Source organism: Comamonas antarctica, from assembly GCF_013363755.1.
GTDB lineage: Bacteria > Pseudomonadota > Gammaproteobacteria > Burkholderiales > Burkholderiaceae_C > Comamonas > Comamonas antarctica.
Genome location: NZ_CP054840.1, coordinates 2,672,396 through 2,692,013, shown reverse-complemented (window position 1 = coordinate 2,692,013; position 19,618 = coordinate 2,672,396). Strand labels below are relative to the sequence as shown.

The following is a 19,618-nucleotide window of genomic DNA, read 5'->3' as shown; positions in this document are numbered from 1 at the left end:
CTCAGGAGCCGTCCCTGGAAGTGCTGCCAGCCGGTCCGGCGCGCGTGGCGCGCTGGATCGGTGCCAGCACCTCGGCGCGCGGGCCGAATGCCTGCTGCTTGCCGGCATACAGCAGCAGCAGCTTGTTCGCGGCCTGCAGCACACTGCCCAGATGGGTGACGATCACGAAGGTGGTGCCATGCGCGCTGGCGCCGCGGATCGCCTGCGTCAGCGCGGCGTGGCCCTCCTGGTCGAGGTTGGCGTCGGGCTCGTCGAGCACCACCAGCACCGGCTTGCCATACAGCGCGCGTGCCAGGGCCAGGCGCTGGCGCTGCCCGCCGGATAGGCGCGCGCCGTCAGCTCCGATCGGGGCCGCATAGCCGCCGGGCAGGCCGAGGATGAACTGATGGATTCCGACGGCGCGGGCCGCGTTTTCCACCGCGTCCGGGTTGGCGGAGCCGAAGCGCGCGATGTTCTCCGCGACGCTGCCTTCGAACAGCTCCACGTCCTGGGGCAGGTAGCCCAGATGGGGTCCGAGTTCCCGCTTGTTCCAGCTGTGGATGTCGGCGCCGTCGAGGCGCACCTTGCCGCCGAGTGCGGGCCACAATCCGACCAGCTGGCGCGCCAGCGTGGTCTTGCCGCTGCCCGACGGGCCGATCACGGCCAGCACATCGCCGGGATCGAGCGAGAAATGGATGTCGTACAGCAGCGGGGTGGCAATGCCGGGTGCGCCCGCGACCAACTGCTCGACCTGAACGCGACCGCGCGGCGCGGGCAGCGGCATGGCATCGGCCGCGGCCGGCACCTCGCGCAGCAGTGCCTGCAGCCGCGTCCATGCGTCGCGTGCATGGATCACGTTCTGCCACTGCGCGACCGCCTGCACCAGCGGCGCCAGCATGCGCCCGCCCAGGATCGAGGCAATGATCATCATGCCCTCGCCGCCATGGAGCTGGCCGTGCAGCAGCAGCCAGCAGCCCAGGCCCAGCAGCAGCGAACCCATGGTGTTTTGCAGCAGCTTGCCCAATGCCACGAATCCGCCCGAGCTCTCGGAGGCGCGCGCCTGCAGGTCCAGGAAGGCGCGCTGCTTTTTCAGCCAGCGGCCCTGCAGGTCGTGCAGCATGCCCATGGATTCGATGACCTCGGCGTTGCGCAGGCTGTTGTCGGCATATTGCTGGGCCACGAAGGATTGGCGGCTGGCCTGGGTCAGCAGCGGCTTGCTGCTCCGTTCGTTGGCCCATGCCACGCCGACCTGCAGCAGCGCGAACACCAGCGCCGACCAGCCCAGCACCGGGCTGATGAGAAACAGCAGCAGCATCATGATCAGCGCCACCGGCGCCTCCATCCAGGCCAGCAGGGCCGGAGAATGCAGGAAGTCGCGGACCAGCTTGAAGTCGTTGATGGGTTGTCCTGTGCCCCCCGCCAGTTGCCGCAGCCGGGCCGCGAAGATCGCGCCGAAGATGCGCTCGCTGAGCTGCGCATCGAGCGCGATGCCGGCCGCGCGCATGATTTCGCTGCGGGCCCATTCCAGCACCTCCATGACTGCATAGGCGCCCAGCACGGCAAGCGTGAGCATCAGCAGCGTCAGCGGGTTGCGGCTGTTCACCACCCGGTCGTATACCGCGAGCATGTATACCGAGGGCGCGAGCACCAGGATGCTGGACAGCAGGCTCAACGCTGCGGCGCGGCGAAAGTAGGGCTTGAGCGCAGCCAGCGCCATGCGCAACTCGCTGGGAGCGGGGGTGGACGTCATTGCAGCCTTTGGCAGCGGCCTGCGGCGCTAGCGGCCCGGGCCCGCGGGCGCGTCGGCTGCCTGCGCGAACCACGGTTCGCTGTCGTGGCCGATGCGCTGCGCCAGTTCCTGCAACACCGGCAGGTACCGGGCTTCGATGGCGGCGGTATCGACCGAAGCGTTGGGATAGACCATGTTGATGGCCGCGATCAGCTGGCCTGCGCTCTTGACCGCGAGGCCGATGGCGGAGAAGTCGGGCTCGTCCTCCCATTCGCCGCGGTTGATCGAGTAGCCGCAACGGCGGGTTTCTGCCAGCATCGTGTCGATCTCCCTCCTGTTCCTGGCCATCTTGCCCAGTTCGTCGTCGCGCCGGCCCAGCATGTTCAGGATGTTGTCCAGCTGTTCATCGGTGCAGGCCGCGAGATAGGCGCGGCCCACCGCGCTCAGCAGGATGGGCAGCCGCGTGCCGATCATGGAATGGTGCTGCGAGAGCATGCTGAAGCGATGCGTGCTCTCGCGTATCACCATGAATTCGACTTCCATGGTCGCCAGGTCGCAGGGCCACAACAGTGCTTTGACATAGGCCCGCAGCAGCGGAGCGGCAACCTGCGTGATCCATTCGTCGTCGATGAAGCCCTCGCTCAGGCTGCGCACTTCGAACGTCAGCGTGTACTGGCCGTCCCGGTCGGTGGGGCGCACCAGTCCGCATGACCTCAAGGTTTCCAGGATCCTTTTGACCGTGGGGCGCGGGATGCGGCTCATTACGCTCAGTGTGCTGGTGGTGCCGATTCCCCCGGGGCACTGGTTCAGGCAGCGCAGCAGTTCGATGCCGCGCTTGAGGCTGCGAATTTCCTTATAGGCAGCATTGGTTTCATCGATCGGATGGGACATGGGTTAAATCCCGGAAATTGATCCGGGTATTTCGTTCACCTAGTGAACGCTATTAACGACCTCATTGAAATTCTCGACAATCAGTCATCACCAATCCGGAATGTCGGTGAAGCGGTTAATCTGGTTGCGACATTTGACCGCACGCGGATGGATTTCAGTGACTTGCTGAAGGTTTCATCCTCTCACCAACCAACCCTTTGTTGTGCTCATTATTGCCAGTCGGGCAATAGGGCTTTGCTTTCTCAAGGTCTTCACGCAGTGCGGGAGAAAAAACCGCTGCAACACAGGGGAAATTCAAGGGGTAGCCACAGCGAATTTCATGGTTTCGATATCTCTGCCTGTCCTTCTGGACTTCTCTGCAAATCAGTTGTCAATTTCTTTTGTCGGGTGATATGCCCGTATCGGTGGGCGCGCGTTCATTCCTTGAACCTCGCTCCCGCCATGACAGAACTGAAAAGCGCAATTCATATCTTTTAGGTGGTTAAGTGATGAACGTCAACAATGTTTCTGTTTCGACTTCGGTAAGCTCGGTCAATAGTGTTCTGAATAATTCAAATCGTGGCGGTGATGCAGGGCGCAATTACAAGCCGTCCTACGACGTCGACGCCGCCGGAAAACAGATTTCACGCGACAATAAAACCTGGAATGGTCCCGGTGTGATCGGCAAGGAGGCCGAAGTAAGCTACTCCTTCCCCGAATGGCAATACAACCAGTACAACGTGGGCCGCAATACCAGGCTCAGCAAATTCACCGAGCAGCAGCAGGAGCAGACTGAACTGGCGCTGCAATCCTGGTCCGACCTGGCGAATATCACTTTCGTCAAGAAAGCGCCCACGGAAAAAGCCAATATCACCTTCGGCAACTATGTCGGACAGGGACAGGCCTATGCCATGATGCCGTTCACCTATGCGCCCCGGGACTACCGCGGCCATAGCTCCGATGGCCAGGCGTGGTTCAACATCAACTACTCGCAAGCCACGACGCGTGACGGCCTGTATGCGAACCTGCACCCGGAGCTGGGCAATTACGGCAGATTGACCATCACCCATGAGATCGGTCATACCCTGGGGTTGAACCATCCTGGCAATTACAACGCTGGCCAAGGCAACCCGACCTATCGCAATGCATCCTATGCGGAGGATACCCGCCAGTACACCAGCATGAGCTATTGGGCAGAGGCCAATACCGGTGGCGATAACAAGGGTTATTACGCCGCTGCGCCGCTCATGGATGACATTGCCGCCATCCAGCGCCTGTATGGAGCGAACATGGAAACCCGGACTGGGGACACCGTCTATGGTTTCAATTCGAATTCCGAGCGTGATTTCTTCACCATCAAAAGCTCGGACCAGAAGGTGATTTTCTCCGTCTGGGATGCGGGTGGAAATGATACCTTTGATTTCTCCGGCTACAGCCAGAACCAGAATATCAATCTCAACGAGGCCTCGTTCTCGGACGTCGGCGGAATGAAGAAGAATGTGTCGATTGCAAAGGGTGTGACGCTGGAGAATGCAATCGGCGGGTCGGGCAATGACGTGATCGTCGGCAACGCCGCCGACAATTCCATCGATGGCGGCAACGGAAACGACACCATTTATGGTGGCGCCGGCCAGGATGTGCTCAAGGGCGGCGCCGGAGCGGACGTCTTTGTCTATACCCAGGCCTCCGACTCCACCGTGGCGGCATTCGACAAGATCATGGATTTCCAAACCGGCATCGACAAGATCGACTTCTCGTTTTTCAACCAAAAGGCGGGCCAGCCAGGATTTATCCACGTTTCACAGGCTTTCACGGGTGCGGCAGGCGAAGTGGTAATGTCCTACGATGCCCAGAGCAACACCAGTGATATCTTGCTGAGTCTTGATAAAGATGGCATTCCCGATATGAAGATTCATCTGGTCGGGCAGATCGACCTCGCGCATGATTTGATCATGTGATCTGAGGGATGAAATTCCGGCAAATGCCGGAATTTCATCCCATCATTGAATCAACCATCAGGGCGATGCAGCCTGGCAGGAAATTTCTGCCACTTTTTGAAAGTCCAATATCATGAGGCTCATTTCCACTCTTTTGCTCTCAAGCATGTTTACCGCTGCTTCCATGGGCAGTACGCTGCCTCCCGTGCCGCTGGCGCGAGACCTGGCCGGAGACTGGGTCTTGTCCGATGCGGGGCGCTCGTGCGCCATCCATTTGTGGATCGATGAAATTCCGAACGCCAATGGATACCGGCTTACGGTGGATACCTGCCCCGAAGCCTGCAACTTCTCCATGAATGCGGTGGCCTGGCGTCCCGCGCCCGATGGCATCTCCCTGCTCGACCGCGAGGGAAGCACGCTGATTTTCTTCTCGCGCGAGGCCAATGGCTATCGCAGCGACATCGCCAGCGATGCCGGCATGCGCATGGATAGGAAGCCGGGCGCCCGATGAGCCCGGCGCGTTGGGCGGCCTATGGCGTGCGGCCTATGCCTGGGTATCGCCCAGGAACTGCTCGATCAGCTGCGCCACGGCGCGCGGCTGGTCGTGGTGCAGCATGTGGCCCGCATCGTCGACGCGCGCCGTGCGGCAGTCGCGCACATGGGCCAGCCGCGCGTGGTATTCGGCCAGCGTGTAGCGGCCCTTGTTCCACTGCGCCAGGCTGTCGTCGCTGGCCTCGACGGCCAGCGTCGGCGCGGTGATCGCGGCATACAGCGCCAGCACCTCGTCCACCCGGAACAGATGCGGATTGGTGACCTTGTGCGCGGCGTCGCCCAGGATGTGCCAGCGCCCATCGGCATCCGGTGCGGCCCAGTGCTGCGCCAGCCACAGCGCCTTGTCCGCATCGAGGCGGCGGTTGGTCTTGCGCAGCCGCTGGGCCACGCCGTCCAGGCTGTCGTAGTGCTTGAGATCGAGCTCGCCGCGCGCCAGCGCCTGCATTTCATCGAGCCACTGCGCATAGCGCGCGGGCGCGTCGCCGGGCTGCGTCGCGGCCAGGCCGAAACCTTCGAGATTGACCAGGCGCCGGATGCGCGCGGGCCGCGCGCCGGCATACAGCATGGCGACATTGCCGCCCATGCTGTGGCCGACGAGATCGACCGCCTGCCCGGGCGCGTAGTGGTCCAGCAGCTGGTCCAGATCGGCGAGGTAGTCGACAAACTGGTAATGGTCGACCGGCGCCTTCGGCCGCGTCAGGCCGAAGCCGCGCCAATCGGGCGCGATGATCGTGCGCCCGGCCATGAAATCCGCCGACAACGCATCGACCACGAACTGGTACGAAGCGGCCACGTCCATCCAGCCATGCACCAGCACCAGCGGCGCCCGCGCGCTCGCGCCGCTGGTGCTGGAGCTGGAGCTGGTGGATGGCCCCCAGCGGCGCACGTGGTAGTCGATCCCGCGTACGGGCAGGGTTTCGCAGCGGCCGGGGCGTTGTTCGGTATACATGGCGGCGATTATTTCCCGGCGCGCGCGCGTTTGCAGTCGTCGCAGGGACAGCCGGGCCGCAGGATTCCGTAAACTGGCGGCTCTCATCCCAGTCACCGGAGATTGCATGCACAAGGTTCAGTTAGGAAAAAGCGATTTGCAGGTCACGCCCATTTGCCTGGGCACCATGACCTTTGGCGAGCAGGTGAATGAAGCCGCGGCGCATGCCATCCTCGATCGTGCAGTCGAGCTCGGCATCAATTTTCTCGATACCGCCGAGATGTATGCCGTGCCCGCGCGCGCCGCGACCTTCGGCGCCACCGAGACCATTCTGGGCAACTGGTTTGCAAGCCGCCCCGGCATGCGCGCCAAGCTGGTGCTGGCCAGCAAGGTGGCCGGTCCGTCGCGCGGCATGCCCTGGATCCGCGAAGGCGCGGGCATGAGCTCGGCCGACATCGTGGCTTCGTGCGAGGCCAGCCTGCGCCGGCTGCGCACCGATGCCATCGACCTCTACCAGATCCACTGGCCCGAACGCCATGTGCCGGCGTTCGGCGCGCTCTACTACGACCCGGCCAAGGAAACGACCCAGACCCCGATCCGCGAGCAGCTCGAAACGCTGGCCACGCTGGTGCGCCAGGGCAAGATCCGCCATGTCGGCCTGTCGAATGAAACCCCGTATGGCGTGCATGAGTTCGTGCGCCTGGCCGAGGAGCATGGCCTGCCGCGCGTCGCCAGCATCCAGAATCCCTATTGCCTGCTCAACCGCAGCTACGAGAACGCGCTCGATGAAACCTGCGACCGCCTCGATGTCTCGCTGCTGGCCTATTCACCGCTGGGCGTGGGGCTGCTCAGCGGCAAGTACGACGCCAGCGGCATTACCGGCCCCGACGCGCCCGCGGGCACGCGGCTGTCGTATGAATCGGTGCGCAAGCAGCGCTGGGGCCGGCCCGATGCGCTGGCGGCCGCGCGCCGCTACAACCAGCTGGCGCGCGACCATGGGTTGAGCCCGACGCAGATGGCCCTGGCGTTCTGCTACGGCCGGCGCTGCGTGGCCAGCACCATCATTGGCGTGACCTCGCTGGCCCAGCTCGAAGAAGACTGTGCGGTCTGGGGCACGCCGCTGGCGCCCGAGCTGCTGGCCGGGATCGACCAGTTGCGCTGGGAAATGCGCGATCCCGCGGTATGAGCAAGAAGTCCGCCCACGTGAGCGAAACGCCGGCCACGCAGCTGTTGCGTGCGCACAAGGTGGCGTTCACCGAGCACCCGTACGAGTACCAGGAGCATGGCGGCACGTCGCACAGCGCCGCGAGCCTGGGCCTCGACGAGCACTGCGTGGTCAAGACCCTGGTCATGCAGGACCAGGACGCGAAGCCGCTGATCGTGCTGATGCATGGCGACTGCAAGGTTTCAACCAAGAACCTCGCGCGCCAGATCGGCGCCAAGTCGGTCGAGCCCTGCAAGCCCGAGGTCGCCAACCGGCACAGCGGTTATCTGGTGGGCGGCACCTCGCCCTTCGGCACGCGCCGCGAGATGCCGGTGTACATCGAGCAAAGCATCCTCGATCTGCCGCGCATTGCCATCAATGGCGGGCGCCGCGGTTTCCTGGTGCAGCTCGACCCCCGGGTATGTCTGGATCTGCTGCAAGCGCGGCCGGTGCAGTGCGCGCTGGCAGAATAGCACTCCCGCGCGCGGCGGGCGCGCGCTCAGGCGCCGCCCGGTGCCGGCGCGACCTGTTGTTGCACACCGGCCCGATGCGGGCCAAGGAAATGAATTGAACGCGTTTTATCCCATCCTCGCCACGCTGGCCGCCTATCTGATCGGCTCGCTGTCGTTTGCCGTGATCGTCAGCCGGGTCATGGGCCTGCACGATCCGCGCACGTATGGCAGCGGCAACCCGGGCGCCACCAATGTACTGCGCTCTGGCAGCAAGGCTGCGGCCATTGCCACGCTGCTGCTCGATGCGATCAAGGGCTGGTTGCCGGTGGCGCTGGTGCACTGGTTCGGCCGGCCCTACGGCCTGGGCGACGGCACGCTGGCCGCGGTCGGCCTGGCTGCGTTCCTGGGCCATCTCTATCCGGTGTTCTTCCGCTTCCAGGGCGGCAAGGGCGTGGCGACGGCCCTGGGCGTGCTGCTGGGCATCAGCGGCTGGCTGGGCCTGGCCACGGCGCTGACCTGGCTGATCATCGCCTACTTCTTCCGCTATTCGTCGCTGGCCTCGCTGGTCGCCGCGGTGTTCGCGCCGCTGTACTACGTGCTGTTCAGTGGCGTGGCCTGGTATGCGGAAGCTCCGGTCACGGCGGCCATTATCGCCATGGGGCTGCTGCTGATCTGGCGCCACCGCGAGAACATCAAGCGCCTGATGGCCGGCAAGGAGTCGCGCCTGGGCAAGAAGGCCGACACCAAGGCCAAGGGCTGAAGCCTCAGCTGGCCGGCGCTTCGCGCCGCGCTGCGGCCGGCGCGGGGCGCGAGCGGCCGACATAGACCCCCAGCAGCGCCAGCGTCAGCGGCGTGATGCGCTGGGCCAGCGCCGAGCGCGCGAGCGCGGCCTCGATGCGCGGCGCACCGCGCGCGGTATCGTGCAGCGCCGGGGTCTTGAACGGTTGTCCAGAAGCATCGAGCACGCGCGCCACCAGCGGCATCAGTGGCTGGCTGCTGCGGCGCAGCACCACGGCGGTATCGCCATTGTCCAGCCGCACCAGCGTGCCGGGCGGGCACAGCCCGACGCGGCGCACCAGCGCATAGCCGACTTCATCGCCCCAGGCCGGCTCGCTGCCGACGATGACCCGTACCGAATCGGTGGCGCTGCGCCCGCTGCGCGACTTGCGCGGGCTCAGCATCGCGGCGTAGCGGTCGACGCCGGCCAAGATGCGCGCCAGCCGCTGCCCCGCAGCGAGCTGCGCGAGCGGGGCCGGGGCCTTGCCTTGCGGATGGTGCGCGCCCACGGCCTCGAGCCACAGCGGGTCGTCGATGAACAGCCGCACCAGCAGCGCCTGGCTCTCCAGCGGATGGCGTTCGATCTGCGCGCGCTGCGCCGCCGTCGGCGGCTCGCGCTGCAGCGCCAGCTGGTCCTGCAGACGGGTCATGCCGATGTTCATGGTGAACGCCGCAGACACCAGCGCCTGGCGCTCGTGCGCCGGCAGTTCGAGCTCGGGCGCAAGCACCTGGCACAGCGTGGCGGTGACCAGCGCATGCGAGGCGCTGTAGCCTGCGGCCGAATCGGCGGCCAGCTGGAACATCAGGTACAGCGCGGCATCGCTGTCGTGCGCCACCAGTTCCTGCAGCCAGTCGCCGAGCTGGCGCAGCCGGGCGGCGAAGTTCTGTACCTGCAGCGGCGCGCCCAGCAGCAGCGCCAGCGCGGCCTCGAGCTCGGCCCAGAGGCCACGCAGGTCTTCGTAGTGCTGATCGGCCGCCAGCGTGGGCGCGCTAAGGGTGTGGGACATGGAAGGAGCGGATGCCAAAGGGGGTCAGCGGCGCTTTTCCAGCACCATCTGGTCGTCCTGGCGCGTCATGTGGAACTGCGCGAGAAAACTGTTGCCCAGCAGCACGAACGGCATGGGCTGGGGCGTGACCACGGCATCGACGCCGCGCGCCTCGAGGCCGCCGATGCGCACCGAGTCGAGCCGCAGCCGCCACGCGCGCACCGCGCCGTTGGCCGTGCCCATCTGCACGCTCTGGCCCTGCAGGTAGGGCAGGCCCAGGCGGTCGGCCTCGGCGCGGCCAATGGCCACGGTGCTGGCACCGGTATCGATGAGATAGCGCATGGACTGGCCATTGATCAGCCCCTGTTCGATGAAATGTCCCTGGCTGTCGGCATAGAGCACCAGCCGCGCGGGGCGGCGGTCCGACGGACCTGCGTCCGCGGGCCGGCCCGCGCCCAGCTGCACCGGCGCCGCACCCAGCTGCAGCCGCTGCTGGCGGCCCGCGATGTCCAGCAATGCGTCGTCACGGCCGACCTGCAGCACCCGCACCGCACCCAGGCTGTCGCCCGCCGCCAGGCTGCGCGGCGCGCCGCCGTCGATCACGAGCAGCGCCTTGCTGCCCAGGATGCCGGCCAGCGCCACCGACTGTGCATTCGCCGATGCCGGCGCCAGGCACAGTCCGAGAACGCCGGCAGTGGCCAGCCAGGCAGCTGCGCCCATCGCGTAGCGCTCAATCGCGGAAGTTGTTGAACGACAGCGGCACGTCGTCGATTTCCTTGCGGATCAACGCCATCGCGGCCTGCAGATCGTCGCGCTTGGCGCCGGTGATGCGCACTTTTTCGTCCTGGATCGCGGCCTGGACCTTGAGCTTGCTTTCCTTCATCAGCTTCTGCAGCTTCTTGGCCAGCTCGGACTCGATGCCGTTGCGCACCTTGACGACCTGCTTGAGCTTGTCGCCGCCGATCTTCTGCGCCTTCTGGATGTCGAGGAAGCGCACGTCGACGCTGCGCTTGGTCAGCTTGTTGCGCAGCAGGTCTTCGACCTGGGTCAGCTGGAAGTCGGCATCGCCATACATGGTGATTTCCTTGTCCTTGAGCTCGACGGCTGCCGAGCTGCCCTTGAAGTCGAAGCGCGTGGCGATTTCCTTGGAGGCGTTCTCCACCGCGTTCTTCACTTCGACGAAATCGGCTTCGCAAACGGTATCAAAGGATGGCATGGTTTTCTCTTTCCTGAAAGGGTCTGGGGGCGCACGGCGGTACGGCGGCGGCAGCGGCGAAAGCCGGTGCCCAGCGCGGCCCGGGGCGCGGTGCGACAATCCACCTGATGTTAGTCGAGAAAAATGTACCCCTGCAGCACAGCAACACCTTTGGCATCGCGGCGCGCGCCCATGCCCTGGTGCGCGTGCGTTCCGATGGCGATGTGCATGCGCTGCGCGCCGACCCGCTCTGGGGCCGGCAGCCGGTGCTGGTGCTGGGCGGCGGCAGCAATATCGTGCTGACCGGCGATGTCGAGCCCGTGGTGCTGAAGATGGAGATCAAGGGCATCCGCGTGGTGGGCGAGACCCCCGCGGCCTGGATCGTCGAGGCCGGGGCCGGCGAGCGCTGGCATGACCTCGTTGCCTGGACGCTGGACCACGACCTGCCCGGGCTGGAGAACCTGGCGCTGATCCCGGGCACCGTGGGCGCGGCGCCCGTGCAGAACATCGGCGCCTATGGCGTCGAGCTGCAGGACCGCTTCGACTCGCTCGACGGCATCGACCTGAGCACGGGGCAGGGCTTCACGCTCGATGCGGCGCAGTGCGCCTTCAGCTACCGCGACTCGGTGTTCAAGCATGCGCCGGCCGGCGCGCGCGGCATGGGCCTGGCGGGGCGCGCGGTCATCACGCGCGTGCGCTTCGCGCTGCCCAAGGCCTGGAAACCCGAGATCGGCTACCTGGACATCGAGCGCAAGCGCGCCGAAGCTGGCGTCGACCAGCCCACGGCGCGGCAGATCTTCGACTGGGTCTGCGAGATCCGCCGCGCCAAGCTGCCCGATCCGCAGGTGCTGGGCAACGCCGGCAGCTTCTTCAAGAATCCCACGGTCACGGCCGAGCAGTGCGCGGACATCATCGCGCGCGAGCCGCGCATCGTGCATTACCCGCTCACGGACGGCAGCATCAAGCTGGCCGCGGGCTGGCTCATCGATGCCTGCGGCTGGAAAGGCAAATCCATGGGCAAGGCCGGCGTCTACGAACGCCAGGCGCTGGTGCTGGTCAACCGCGGCGACCGCAATTCCAACGACGCAAGCGTCACGGGCGGCGAAGTCATGACGCTGGCGCGCGCCATCCAGACCAGCGTCTACGAGCGCTTCGGCATCCGGCTTGAACCCGAGCCGGTCGTGGTCTGAGCCCTGCGCGGCTGCGATACATGCGAAAATAACCGGTCTCGGCACGGCGGGATGTCCGGTCTGCATGGTGCTCTCCGGACGGCGCGTGGAAATTGCCCCGAAAAAGACACGTCACAAACAGCGGTTTTCCCCAGGCCAGTGCCCCAGCGAGATTCGAACATGTCAAGTTACAACCCTCCCTTTGAAATCCATGTCCACGGCCAGGTGGTACTGACGCCCCAGACCAGCTTCGAGCAGCTGCAGGAAGCGCTCAAGCCGCTGTGGACCTATGCCGGCGCGCGTTCGCTGGCCGATGGCGCGGCCAGCGTCTACGAAGAAGAGCCGGGCATCCAGTTCGACGCGCGCGAGCACCGGCTGCAGGTCTGCTGGACGGTGCGCGGCGACGACGATTTCCGCCAGTCGCTCGACGAGATGTGCATGAACCTCAACGAGCTCTCGGAGCAGGGCGCGGCGATTGAAGTCACGTTCTACGACACCGAGTTCGACGACGAGGAAGAGGCCGATGATGCCGAGTCGCGCGACGACTTCGTGATGCTGTTCGTCGGCCCGACGCCCGCGGCCATCATGCAGGTGCAGCGCGACCTGCTGGTGCAGGATGTGGTCAACATGATGGAGCGCCATTTCGACGGCGCCGAACTCGGCGGCGTGGTCGCCGAGATCGACAAGCTGTTCTCGCTGCGCTTCGACGCGCTGGTGAACTCGCTCGAGATCGGCAAGCCGCCACGCGGCCCGGGCGGCTCGGGTGGTTCCGGACACGGCAGCGGCGGCGGCCGCCGCCCGCGCCACCTGCATTGATGGACCTTCCCTACCTGCGCTCCTATCCGGCGCAGCTGCAAGACCAGGTGCGCGCGCTGCTGGCGAAGAACGGCACGGCCGAACTGCTGCAGCGCCGTTATCCGCAGGCGCATGCGCTGCGCACCGACAAGGCGCTCTACGAGTACACGGCCGAACTCAAGGCGCGCCATCTGCGCAAGGGCGGCACGGTGCACAAGGTCACCTACGACAGCAAGATCCATGTGGTGCGCAATGCGCTGGGACTGCACACCAGCCGCTCGCTGGTGCAGGGCGGCAAGCTGTCGGCGCGCCACGAGATCCGCGTGGCCTCGATGTTCAAGAACACCCCCGAGGAATTCCTGCGCATGATCGTGGTCCACGAACTGGCCCACCTGCGCGAGAAGGACCACGACAAGGCGTTCTACCAGCTGTGCGCACACATGGAGCCGTCATACCACCAGTATGAGTTCGATGTGCGCCTGTATCTCACCCATCTGGAGGCGGGTGGGGGGAGGTTGTGGGGCGAGAGTTGACAGGGCTGGGTTTTAAGTGAGGCCGCTCACCCTTCGACTGGGCTCAGGGCGAACGGATTCTTTGCCGTTCGCCCTGAGCCCTGAGCCCTGAGCCCTGAGCCCTGAGCATGTCGAAGGGTCGAAGGGTCGAAGGCTGGACGTTCTGCTCTCAAGTTCCTACCCGATCTCCACCGCCTCGCACCGCTGCGGCGCCACCCCCAGCCAGCGCTGCGCCGCAGCCTTCAGGCTGTTCAACCCCCCCGTTGCATACAGCTCGATCTCTGGCGCGCCGCCGCCCGCGGGCGCCAGCAGGTCCATCTGCCCCAGCAGGCGCCGCACCTGGCGCGCCACGGCCGCGCCGGTGTCGATCAGCTGCACCTCGGGGCCGAGCAGCGCGCGCAGTTCGTCCTTGACAAAGATGTAGTGGGTGCAGCCCAGCACCAGCGTGTCGATCTCGCCGGTCTTCAGGCCGAAGCTGCCCAGGGCCTGCACATGCTGCGCGCAGCGCGCCCAGAGCTCGGTGCTGTGCAGGTCCGCGGGCTGCGGCAGTTCGGTGGCTTGTTCGATGGCATGCGCCAGGCCGTCGCAGGCCTCGACGGCGAAATGCGTGTTCTGCGAATGCTCGCCCAGCAGCCGCGCGAAGCGTGCGCTGCTGACGGTGCCGCGCGTGGCCATCACGCCCACATGGTGCGTTTGGCTGCCCAGCGCCGCGGGCTTGAGCGCAGGCTCGACGCCGATCAGCGGCAGGTCGGGCATTTCGCGGCGCACATGCTCGACGGCCGCGGCCGTGGCCGTGTTGCAGGCGATGACCAATGCCTTGATGCCATGCTGCGCGCGCAGGTGGCGCGCGATGGCGCTGGTGCGCTGCTGCACGAAAGCCTCGTCGCGCTCGCCATACGGCGCGTAGCCGCTGTCGGCCACATAGATGAAGTGCTCGTGCGGCAGTTCATGGCGCAGCGCCTGCAAGACGCTGAGGCCGCCGATGCCGCTGTCGAAGATGCCGATGGGGGAGGCTGGATGCATGGGGTGGGACAGGAAAAGGCGGGCCGGACCGGCCCGCGTGCCAGTATGCCCCGTCCAGCGCCGGGCTGCAGGACGCAGCCCGGTGGCAGGCGTCAGACGCCTTCGACCGCAATGCCCTTGAACTGACCGGTGGCGATCTTTTCCTTCCAGATCGCCGGGCCGGTGATGTGGGCGCTGGTGCCGCCCGCATCGACGGCCACCGTGACGGGCATGTCGACCACGTCGAATTCATAGATCGCTTCCATGCCCAGGTCGGCAAAGCCCACGACCTTGGCGTTCCGGATGGCCTTCGACACCAGGTAGGCGGCGCCGCCCACGGCCATCAGGTAGGCGCTCTTGTGCTGCTTGATGGCCTCGATGGCCACCGGGCCGCGCTCGGCTTTGCCGATCATGGCGATCAGGCCGGTCTTCTCCAGCATCATGTTGGTGAACGAGTCCATGCGCGTGGCCGTGGTCGGGCCGGCCGGGCCCACGGCTTCGTCGCCCACCGGGTCCACGGGGCCGACGTAGTAGATCACGCGGTTGGTGAAATCGACGGGCAGGGGTTCGCCCTTGGCCAGCATGTCCTGGATGCGCTTGTGCGCCGCATCGCGGCCGGTCAGCATCTTGCCGTTGAGCAGCAGCGTGTCGCCGGGCTTCCAGCTCGCGACCTCTTCCTTGGTCAGGGCGTTCAGGTCGACGCGCTTGCTCTTTTGCGTGTCGGGCGCCCATTCGACCTTGGGCCACAGGTCCAGCGAAGGCGGGTCCATGTAGACCGGGCCCGAGCCGTCCATGACGAAATGCGCGTGGCGCGTGGCGGCGCAGTTGGGGATCATGGCCACGGGCTTGGACGCCGCGTGCGTCGGGTACATCTTGATCTTGACGTCGAGCACCGTCGACAGGCCGCCCAGGCCCTGCGCGCCGATGCCCAGGGCGTTGACCTTCTCGTACAGTTCGAGGCGCATTTCCTCGACCTGGTCGAGCTTCTCGCCACGCTGCGACTTGGCCTGGAGTTCATACATGTCCAGGTCTTCCATCAGGCTTTCCTTGGCGAGCAGCACGGCCTTCTCGGCGGTGCCGCCGATGCCGATGCCGATCATGCCCGGCGGGCACCAGCCCGCGCCCATCGTCGGGATGGTCTTGAGCACCCAGTCGACGATGCTGTCGCCGGGGTTCATCATGATCATCTTCGACTTGTTTTCCGAGCCGCCGCCCTTGGCCGCGACGGTGATGTCGACGGTGTTGCCGGGAACGATCTGCGTGAAGATCACGGCCGGCGTGTTGTCCTTGGTGTTCTTGCGCGCGAAGTGCGGGTCGGCCACCACCGAGGCGCGCAGCATGTTGTCGGGGTGGTTGTAGCCGCGCCGCACGCCTTCGTTGACCGCATCCTCGAGTCCGCCGGTGAAGCCTTCCCAGCGCACGTCCATGCCGATCTTCAGGAACACGTTGACGATGCCCGTGTCCTGGCAGATCGGACGGTGGCCGATGGCCGACATCTTCGAGTTGGTCAGGATCTGGGCCATCGCGTCCTTTGCCGCCGGGCTCTGCTCGCGCTCGTAGGCGCGCGCCAGGTGGGCAATGTAGTCGGCAGGGTGGTAATAGCTGATGTACTGCAGGGCGCCTGCGATCGAATCGATCAGGTCCTGCTGGCGGATCGTGGTTGTCATCGTGGGTTTTCTATGTGGGGAACGCAACCCGCGATTATCCTGTGCTTCGCGGCAAAGCGCTGCAAAGTGCGCCAGTCTTCTATAACAGTTGACGGATTCACGCTGTCTTGTGCACCATGCCACGGTCCACGGGGAATGAGCCAGTGAGAATGGGTATCATTCATTTGATTGTTTTCTTTCACCTTATGGAGACTTGCGGATGACGCAACCGGCAACGCGACAGGAACGTGACACTTTCGGCCCGATCGAGGTCCCGGCCGACCGGCTGTGGGGCGCGCAGACCCAGCGCTCCCTGCAGAATTTCGACATCTCGGGCGAGCGCCAGCCGCGCGAGCTGATCTATGCCTTGGCGCTGGTCAAGCGCGCGTCGGCCCAGGTCAACCGCGAACTGGGCCTGCTCGATGGTGCCAAGTCCGAAGCCATCATTGCCGCCGCCAACGAAGTCGTCGAAGGCAAGCATGACGATGAGTTCCCGCTGGTCGTCTGGCAGACCGGCTCGGGCACGCAGACCAATATGAACGTCAACGAGGTGCTGGCCAACCGCGCCAGCGAACTGCTGGGCGGCGAGCGCGGCGAAGGCCGGCTGGTGCACCCGAACGACGACGTGAACAAGAGCCAGTCGAGCAACGATGTGTTCCCCACGGCGATGCATGTCGCGGCCGTGCAGGGCCTGACGTACCAGGTGCTTCCCGCCATTGCCCAGCTGCAGGCGACGCTCGAGGAGAAGTCGCGCGCCTTTGACGGCATCATCAAGATCGGCCGCACCCACCTGCAGGACGCCACGCCGCTGACGCTGGGCCAGGAGTTCTCGGGCTATGTCGCGCAGCTGGCCCACGGCCAGGGCCATGTGCGCGCGTCCATCGCGCACCTGTGCGAACTCGCGCTCGGCGGCACGGCCGTGGGCACGGGCCTGAACGCGCCCAATGGCTATGCGGGCGCGGTCGCCGTCGAGCTCGCGGAAATCACGGGCCTGCCGTTCGTCACCGCCCCGAACAAGTTCGAGGCCCTGGCCAGCGTCGATGCGCTGGTGCACGCCCACGGCGCGCTCAAGACCCTGGCCGCGAGCCTGACCAAGATCGCCAACGACGTGCGCTGGCTGTCGAGCGGCCCGCGCAGCGGCATCGGCGAGCTCAGCATTCCCGAGAACGAGCCGGGCTCGTCCATCATGCCGGGCAAGGTCAATCCCACGCAAAGCGAGGCGCTGACCATGCTGGCCGCGCAGGTCATGGGCAATGACGTGGCCATCAACATTGGCGGTGCCTCGGGCAATTTCGAGCTCAATGTGTTCCGCCCGATGGTGATCCACAACTTCCTGCAGAGCGTGCGCCTGCTGTCGGATGGCATGCGCAGCTTCAACGACCACTGCGCCGTGGGCATCACGCCCAACGAGGAGCGCATTGCCGAACTGGTGCAGCGCTCGCTGATGCTGGTCACGGCGCTGAACCCGCATATCGGCTACGACAAGGCCGCCTACATCGCCAAGAAGGCCCACCGCGAAGGCACCAGCCTGCGCGAAGCCGCCGTGGCCAGCGGCCACCTGACGGCCGAGCAGTTCGATGCCTGGGTGGTGCCGTCGCAGATGGTGGGGAATCTGAGCAGGGACGGGATGGCCTGAAATCGAGGAGTGGCGGCTCATCCTTCGACCCTCCGAAAGGCTCAGGGCTCAGGGCTCAGGGCTCAGGACGAACGGTATCAGTCATGCGTTCCGAGCCTGCCTGCGAATCCGATTCGCAGGATGAGCGTCCTTGCCCCGAGAGGATGCAGTGCTGCGGCCGGACGCCTGGCATCTGCTAAGGTGCGCGCCTTGTTCCCCGCCCGAAAGCTTCCCATGTATCTCCCGCCCCTGCGCACCGCGCTGCTGGCCGCCGCCATTGCGCTTTCCGGCTGCTCCGGACTGCGCATGCCGTCGATGCCCTCGATGCCGTCGTTGACCGGCTGGATGTCTGCCGCCAAACCCCAGGCGCCGGCCGTCGCGCCCGCGCTGCAGGCGGCCACGCTGCAGCCCACCGAGCGCACCGAGACCTGGCGCGGTACCTACCGCCAGCAGGCCGATGCCGGGCGCTTCACCGAATGCCGCAGCGGCGCCGAGATGCGCGTGGCCGAGGCGGGCGACAAGGCCTTGCTCGATGCGGCCTACCTGGCAAGCCGGGCTGCGCCCGGTGCGCCGCTCTTGGTGGAAGTGCAAGGGCGCTGGGTGTTGCGCGCGCGCGCCGATGCGCCGCCGTCGGCGAAAGAGCAGGAACTGGTGCTGCTGGTCGAGCGCTTCGTGTCGGTGTCGAGCCAGGGCTCGTGCGCCGGCTGGTAGCGGGCTTGTCAGCGCCGGGCTTCGAGTCCCGGCAACCCCATGCCGAAGCGCCGGTTGAGATAGCGTATCGATGACTTGTAGGCCGCATCGGCCCAGCCCGAGCGCTGCGGGTTGTAGCCGTCGCTCACCAGCGCCACATCTTCGCTGGGCAGCGGCTGCACGGCCCAGCGGAAGATGTCGCGGTTGCTGAACTGGTTGCCGGCGCGCAGGTAGTACCAGGCGTCGGGCCATTCGCGGAACACCGTCTTGCGTGGCGCGCCGATGGTCACGGGGCGGGTCACGCCATTGTTGGCGAACAGGTGGTTCAACCCGATCGCGACTTCCTTTTCCAGCGCTTCGAGCGGGCCGCGCGCCAGCTGCGCCCAGAGGTCGGCGCATTCGGACTGGTCGTTGTAGACCACGCGGATGGCGTTCTGCGTGGACGCATAATCCTCCAGCGGAATCTCCACCGAGTTGATGCAGTGGCCCGTGGTCCAGGCGCGCCACACATGGCGGCCGTCCGGCGTGATGATGCCGCGCCACCAGGGGTGGTCGTACCACTGGGTGATGGTGGTGACGCGCACGCCGACCAGCGCCTGGTACTCGGGCTGGGCGCGGATGCGATCGGCAATTTCCCCCTGCACCTGGGCCAGCGCGACCGGCGGCAGCGCAATCGCCAGCGTGCCGGCGGTGATTGCGCGGCGCGGGGTCTTGATCAGGTAGCCGGCGGGCGACTTGTCGATGGACAGCACGGCTTCATCGAGATGGATCTGCGCGCCGAGTTCGCGCACGCGCTGCTCCATGGCGCGCGTATAGGCCGACATGCCGCCCACCGGGTAGAGGCTCTGGCAATGGCCGCTCGGGCAGATGGCCCCGGCGTCGTTTTCCTCGTCGAGGTAGTCGAGGTAGGCCCTGGCGTTGAGGTCGTACTCGAGATCGGCACGGAAGCGGTAGGTTTCGTGCAGGAAGGCGCAGCCTTCGGCCCCTATCACTTTCTCGGCATAGGCACGCAGGCTCGGGTAGCGCTCGACATGGGCGCGCTCGGGGCCGCGCAGCAGTTTTTCATAGAGCTGGATCTCGTAGCCGCCGCGGTCGCGGTCGACATCGAGGCTGGGAAACACGCGGATGAATTCGTCGTTGTGGGTGGCATACATGCCGCGCGTATAGCCCAGCTCTTCCAGCATCTGGGGTTTTTGCAGCGGGATATCCAGCTCATGGGCCAGTTGCACCAGCACGTCCTGCCCTTCCATGATGCGCCGCGCTCCGAGCTGCACGAACGGTCCTCCGACCTGTTCGTCCGAGGCGGGCACATCGGCCACGCGCCCGCCCAGCCCGGCATCGCGCTCGAACAGGCACATGCGCGGGCCGTAGCGCGAAGCCAGCCGCAGCGCCGTGTGCAGCCCCGCCACGCCGCCGCCGATGATGGCGATCTCGCAATGGGCGGTAGTGTCGTCTGCGGCCAGCAGGGGCTGCGTTTGAGAGGCATCCGCCGCGCGGGCCGCGGCCGCGGATTCAGGGCAGGCGACCTCGCCGCCCAGCAAAAGACTGCGCATGCCGAACATCCTTTCCCATGGCCGCCA

The 19,618-nt window shown here is 65.9% G+C and carries 19 protein-coding genes; 10 read left to right on the top strand and 9 right to left on the bottom strand.

All coding sequences use genetic code 11. From position 1 onward, the window contains the following. Nucleotide 1: 1 nt before the first annotated feature. Together HUK68_RS12470 and HUK68_RS12465 are read right to left on the bottom strand one after the other, a co-directional pair. Nucleotides 2-1,729 carry a type I secretion system permease/ATPase gene (locus HUK68_RS12470; RefSeq protein ID WP_175504447.1) on the bottom strand — a complete coding sequence of 576 codons (1,728 nt, stop codon included), beginning with the start codon at nucleotides 1,727-1,729 and terminating at the stop codon, nucleotides 2-4. A 27-nt stretch (nucleotides 1,730-1,756) separates the two neighbouring features. Then, entirely contained in the window at nucleotides 1,757-2,599 is an 843-nt protein-coding gene (locus HUK68_RS12465; RefSeq protein ID WP_175504446.1) for an IclR family transcriptional regulator domain-containing protein, read from the bottom strand. A gap of 488 nt (nucleotides 2,600-3,087) precedes the next feature. Between HUK68_RS12465 and HUK68_RS12460 the strand changes: the two genes are divergently transcribed. Both HUK68_RS12460 and HUK68_RS12455 read left to right on the top strand, forming a co-directional pair. Beyond that, entirely contained in the window at nucleotides 3,088-4,536 is a 1,449-nt protein-coding gene (locus HUK68_RS12460; protein WP_175504445.1) for a serralysin family metalloprotease, read from the top strand. Between the two features lie 163 nt (nucleotides 4,537-4,699). Then, on the top strand, nucleotides 4,700-5,026 hold the full coding sequence (locus HUK68_RS12455; protein ID WP_175504444.1) for an AprI/Inh family metalloprotease inhibitor: 327 nt from the start codon (nucleotides 4,700-4,702) through the stop codon (nucleotides 5,024-5,026). Between the two features lie 33 nt (nucleotides 5,027-5,059). Here HUK68_RS12455 and HUK68_RS12450 read toward each other — a convergent pair whose 3' ends face one another. After that, entirely contained in the window at nucleotides 5,060-6,016 is a 957-nt protein-coding gene (locus HUK68_RS12450) for an alpha/beta fold hydrolase (RefSeq protein WP_175504443.1), read from the bottom strand. Between the two features lie 106 nt (nucleotides 6,017-6,122). Between HUK68_RS12450 and HUK68_RS12445 the strand changes: the two genes are divergently transcribed. The 3 genes from HUK68_RS12445 (at nucleotide 6,123) to plsY (ending at nucleotide 8,411) form a co-directional block, all read left to right on the top strand. Then, the gene (locus tag HUK68_RS12445; RefSeq protein WP_175504442.1) at nucleotides 6,123-7,181 is read left to right on the top strand and encodes an aldo/keto reductase; all 1,059 of its coding nucleotides are present in this window, start codon (nucleotides 6,123-6,125) and stop codon (nucleotides 7,179-7,181) included. After that, a complete protein-coding gene (gene ybaK / locus HUK68_RS12440; RefSeq protein ID WP_175504441.1) occupies nucleotides 7,178-7,672 on the top strand; it encodes a Cys-tRNA(Pro) deacylase in 495 nt (164 codons plus the stop codon). The genes HUK68_RS12445 and ybaK overlap by 4 nt, the downstream gene beginning before the upstream one ends. Before the next feature lie 94 nt (nucleotides 7,673-7,766). Then, on the top strand, nucleotides 7,767-8,411 hold the full coding sequence (gene plsY, locus HUK68_RS12435; RefSeq protein WP_175504440.1) for a glycerol-3-phosphate 1-O-acyltransferase PlsY: 645 nt from the start codon (nucleotides 7,767-7,769) through the stop codon (nucleotides 8,409-8,411). 4 nt (nucleotides 8,412-8,415) lie between these two features. On the opposite strand, the gene HUK68_RS12430 is transcribed toward plsY, so the two are convergent. Genes HUK68_RS12430 through HUK68_RS12420 form a run of 3 tightly spaced genes read right to left on the bottom strand, consistent with a single transcriptional unit; the run spans nucleotide 8,416 to nucleotide 10,630 of the window. Next, nucleotides 8,416-9,435, bottom strand: coding sequence for an HD-GYP domain-containing protein (locus HUK68_RS12430; protein WP_175504439.1), 1,020 nt, complete (start codon nucleotides 9,433-9,435; stop codon nucleotides 8,416-8,418). Nucleotides 9,436-9,459: 24 nt separating this feature from the next. Beyond that, nucleotides 9,460-10,134 (bottom strand): retropepsin-like aspartic protease family protein, encoded by a 675-nt coding sequence (locus tag HUK68_RS12425; RefSeq protein WP_175504438.1) that lies wholly within the window; start codon nucleotides 10,132-10,134, stop codon nucleotides 9,460-9,462. 10 nt (nucleotides 10,135-10,144) lie between these two features. Next, a complete protein-coding gene (locus tag HUK68_RS12420; protein WP_175504437.1) occupies nucleotides 10,145-10,630 on the bottom strand; it encodes a YajQ family cyclic di-GMP-binding protein in 486 nt (161 codons plus the stop codon). Between the two features lie 107 nt (nucleotides 10,631-10,737). On the opposite strand from HUK68_RS12420, the gene murB reads away from it, so the two are divergent. The 3 genes from murB (at nucleotide 10,738) to HUK68_RS12405 (ending at nucleotide 13,106) form a co-directional block, all read left to right on the top strand. Then, nucleotides 10,738-11,799 (top strand): UDP-N-acetylmuramate dehydrogenase, encoded by a 1,062-nt coding sequence (murB, locus tag HUK68_RS12415; RefSeq protein ID WP_175504436.1) that lies wholly within the window; start codon nucleotides 10,738-10,740, stop codon nucleotides 11,797-11,799. Between the two features lie 159 nt (nucleotides 11,800-11,958). After that, nucleotides 11,959-12,594, top strand: a complete 636-nt coding sequence (locus HUK68_RS12410; protein WP_175504435.1) for a DUF6806 family protein — start codon at nucleotides 11,959-11,961, stop codon at nucleotides 12,592-12,594. Next, complete coding sequence (locus HUK68_RS12405; RefSeq protein ID WP_175504434.1) at nucleotides 12,594-13,106, top strand: M48 metallopeptidase family protein; 513 nt, start codon at nucleotides 12,594-12,596, stop codon at nucleotides 13,104-13,106. The genes HUK68_RS12410 and HUK68_RS12405 overlap by 1 nt, the downstream gene beginning before the upstream one ends. A gap of 156 nt (nucleotides 13,107-13,262) precedes the next feature. On the opposite strand, the gene murI is transcribed toward HUK68_RS12405, so the two are convergent. Both murI and HUK68_RS12395 read right to left on the bottom strand, forming a co-directional pair. Further along, nucleotides 13,263-14,108, bottom strand: coding sequence for a glutamate racemase (gene murI, locus HUK68_RS12400; protein WP_175504433.1), 846 nt, complete (start codon nucleotides 14,106-14,108; stop codon nucleotides 13,263-13,265). A 92-nt stretch (nucleotides 14,109-14,200) separates the two neighbouring features. Then, nucleotides 14,201-15,754, bottom strand: coding sequence for a fumarate hydratase (locus HUK68_RS12395; RefSeq protein ID WP_175504432.1), 1,554 nt, complete (start codon nucleotides 15,752-15,754; stop codon nucleotides 14,201-14,203). A 199-nt stretch (nucleotides 15,755-15,953) separates the two neighbouring features. On the opposite strand from HUK68_RS12395, the gene fumC reads away from it, so the two are divergent. Beyond that, nucleotides 15,954-17,369, top strand: a complete 1,416-nt coding sequence (gene fumC, locus HUK68_RS12390) for a class II fumarate hydratase (RefSeq protein WP_175504431.1) — start codon at nucleotides 15,954-15,956, stop codon at nucleotides 17,367-17,369. A 213-nt stretch (nucleotides 17,370-17,582) separates the two neighbouring features. Continuing rightward, nucleotides 17,583-18,059: a hypothetical protein gene (locus HUK68_RS12385; RefSeq protein WP_175504430.1), complete on the top strand. Its 477-nt coding sequence runs from the start codon at nucleotides 17,583-17,585 to the stop codon at nucleotides 18,057-18,059. An 8-nt stretch (nucleotides 18,060-18,067) separates the two neighbouring features. Here the strand turns inward: HUK68_RS12385 and HUK68_RS12380 are convergent, their stop codons facing one another. Beyond that, entirely contained in the window at nucleotides 18,068-19,591 is a 1,524-nt protein-coding gene (locus HUK68_RS12380; RefSeq protein ID WP_175504429.1) for an FAD-dependent oxidoreductase, read from the bottom strand. Nucleotides 19,592-19,618: the final 27 nt, after the last annotated feature.

Coding starts and splice junctions, on each gene's coding strand:
- HUK68_RS12445 (WP_175504442.1), top strand. CDS start 6,123: ATGCACAAGGTTCAGTTAGGAAAAAGCGATTTGCAGGTCACGCCCATT.
- fumC (WP_175504431.1), top strand. CDS start 15,954: ATGACGCAACCGGCAACGCGACAGGAACGTGACACTTTCGGCCCGATC.
- HUK68_RS12430 (WP_175504439.1), bottom strand. CDS start 9,435: ATGTCCCACACCCTTAGCGCGCCCACGCTGGCGGCCGATCAGCACTAC.
- HUK68_RS12395 (WP_175504432.1), bottom strand. CDS start 15,754: ATGACAACCACGATCCGCCAGCAGGACCTGATCGATTCGATCGCAGGC.
- murB (WP_175504436.1), top strand. CDS start 10,738: ATGTTAGTCGAGAAAAATGTACCCCTGCAGCACAGCAACACCTTTGGC.
- HUK68_RS12465 (WP_175504446.1), bottom strand. CDS start 2,599: ATGTCCCATCCGATCGATGAAACCAATGCTGCCTATAAGGAAATTCGC.
- HUK68_RS12380 (WP_175504429.1), bottom strand. CDS start 19,591: ATGCGCAGTCTTTTGCTGGGCGGCGAGGTCGCCTGCCCTGAATCCGCG.
- HUK68_RS12420 (WP_175504437.1), bottom strand. CDS start 10,630: ATGCCATCCTTTGATACCGTTTGCGAAGCCGATTTCGTCGAAGTGAAG.
- murI (WP_175504433.1), bottom strand. CDS start 14,108: ATGCATCCAGCCTCCCCCATCGGCATCTTCGACAGCGGCATCGGCGGC.
- HUK68_RS12460 (WP_175504445.1), top strand. CDS start 3,088: ATGAACGTCAACAATGTTTCTGTTTCGACTTCGGTAAGCTCGGTCAAT.
- HUK68_RS12450 (WP_175504443.1), bottom strand. CDS start 6,016: ATGTATACCGAACAACGCCCCGGCCGCTGCGAAACCCTGCCCGTACGC.
- ybaK (WP_175504441.1), top strand. CDS start 7,178: ATGAGCAAGAAGTCCGCCCACGTGAGCGAAACGCCGGCCACGCAGCTG.
- HUK68_RS12470 (WP_175504447.1), bottom strand. CDS start 1,729: ATGACGTCCACCCCCGCTCCCAGCGAGTTGCGCATGGCGCTGGCTGCG.
- HUK68_RS12385 (WP_175504430.1), top strand. CDS start 17,583: ATGTATCTCCCGCCCCTGCGCACCGCGCTGCTGGCCGCCGCCATTGCG.
- HUK68_RS12425 (WP_175504438.1), bottom strand. CDS start 10,134: ATGGGCGCAGCTGCCTGGCTGGCCACTGCCGGCGTTCTCGGACTGTGC.
- HUK68_RS12410 (WP_175504435.1), top strand. CDS start 11,959: ATGTCAAGTTACAACCCTCCCTTTGAAATCCATGTCCACGGCCAGGTG.
- HUK68_RS12405 (WP_175504434.1), top strand. CDS start 12,594: ATGGACCTTCCCTACCTGCGCTCCTATCCGGCGCAGCTGCAAGACCAG.
- HUK68_RS12455 (WP_175504444.1), top strand. CDS start 4,700: ATGGGCAGTACGCTGCCTCCCGTGCCGCTGGCGCGAGACCTGGCCGGA.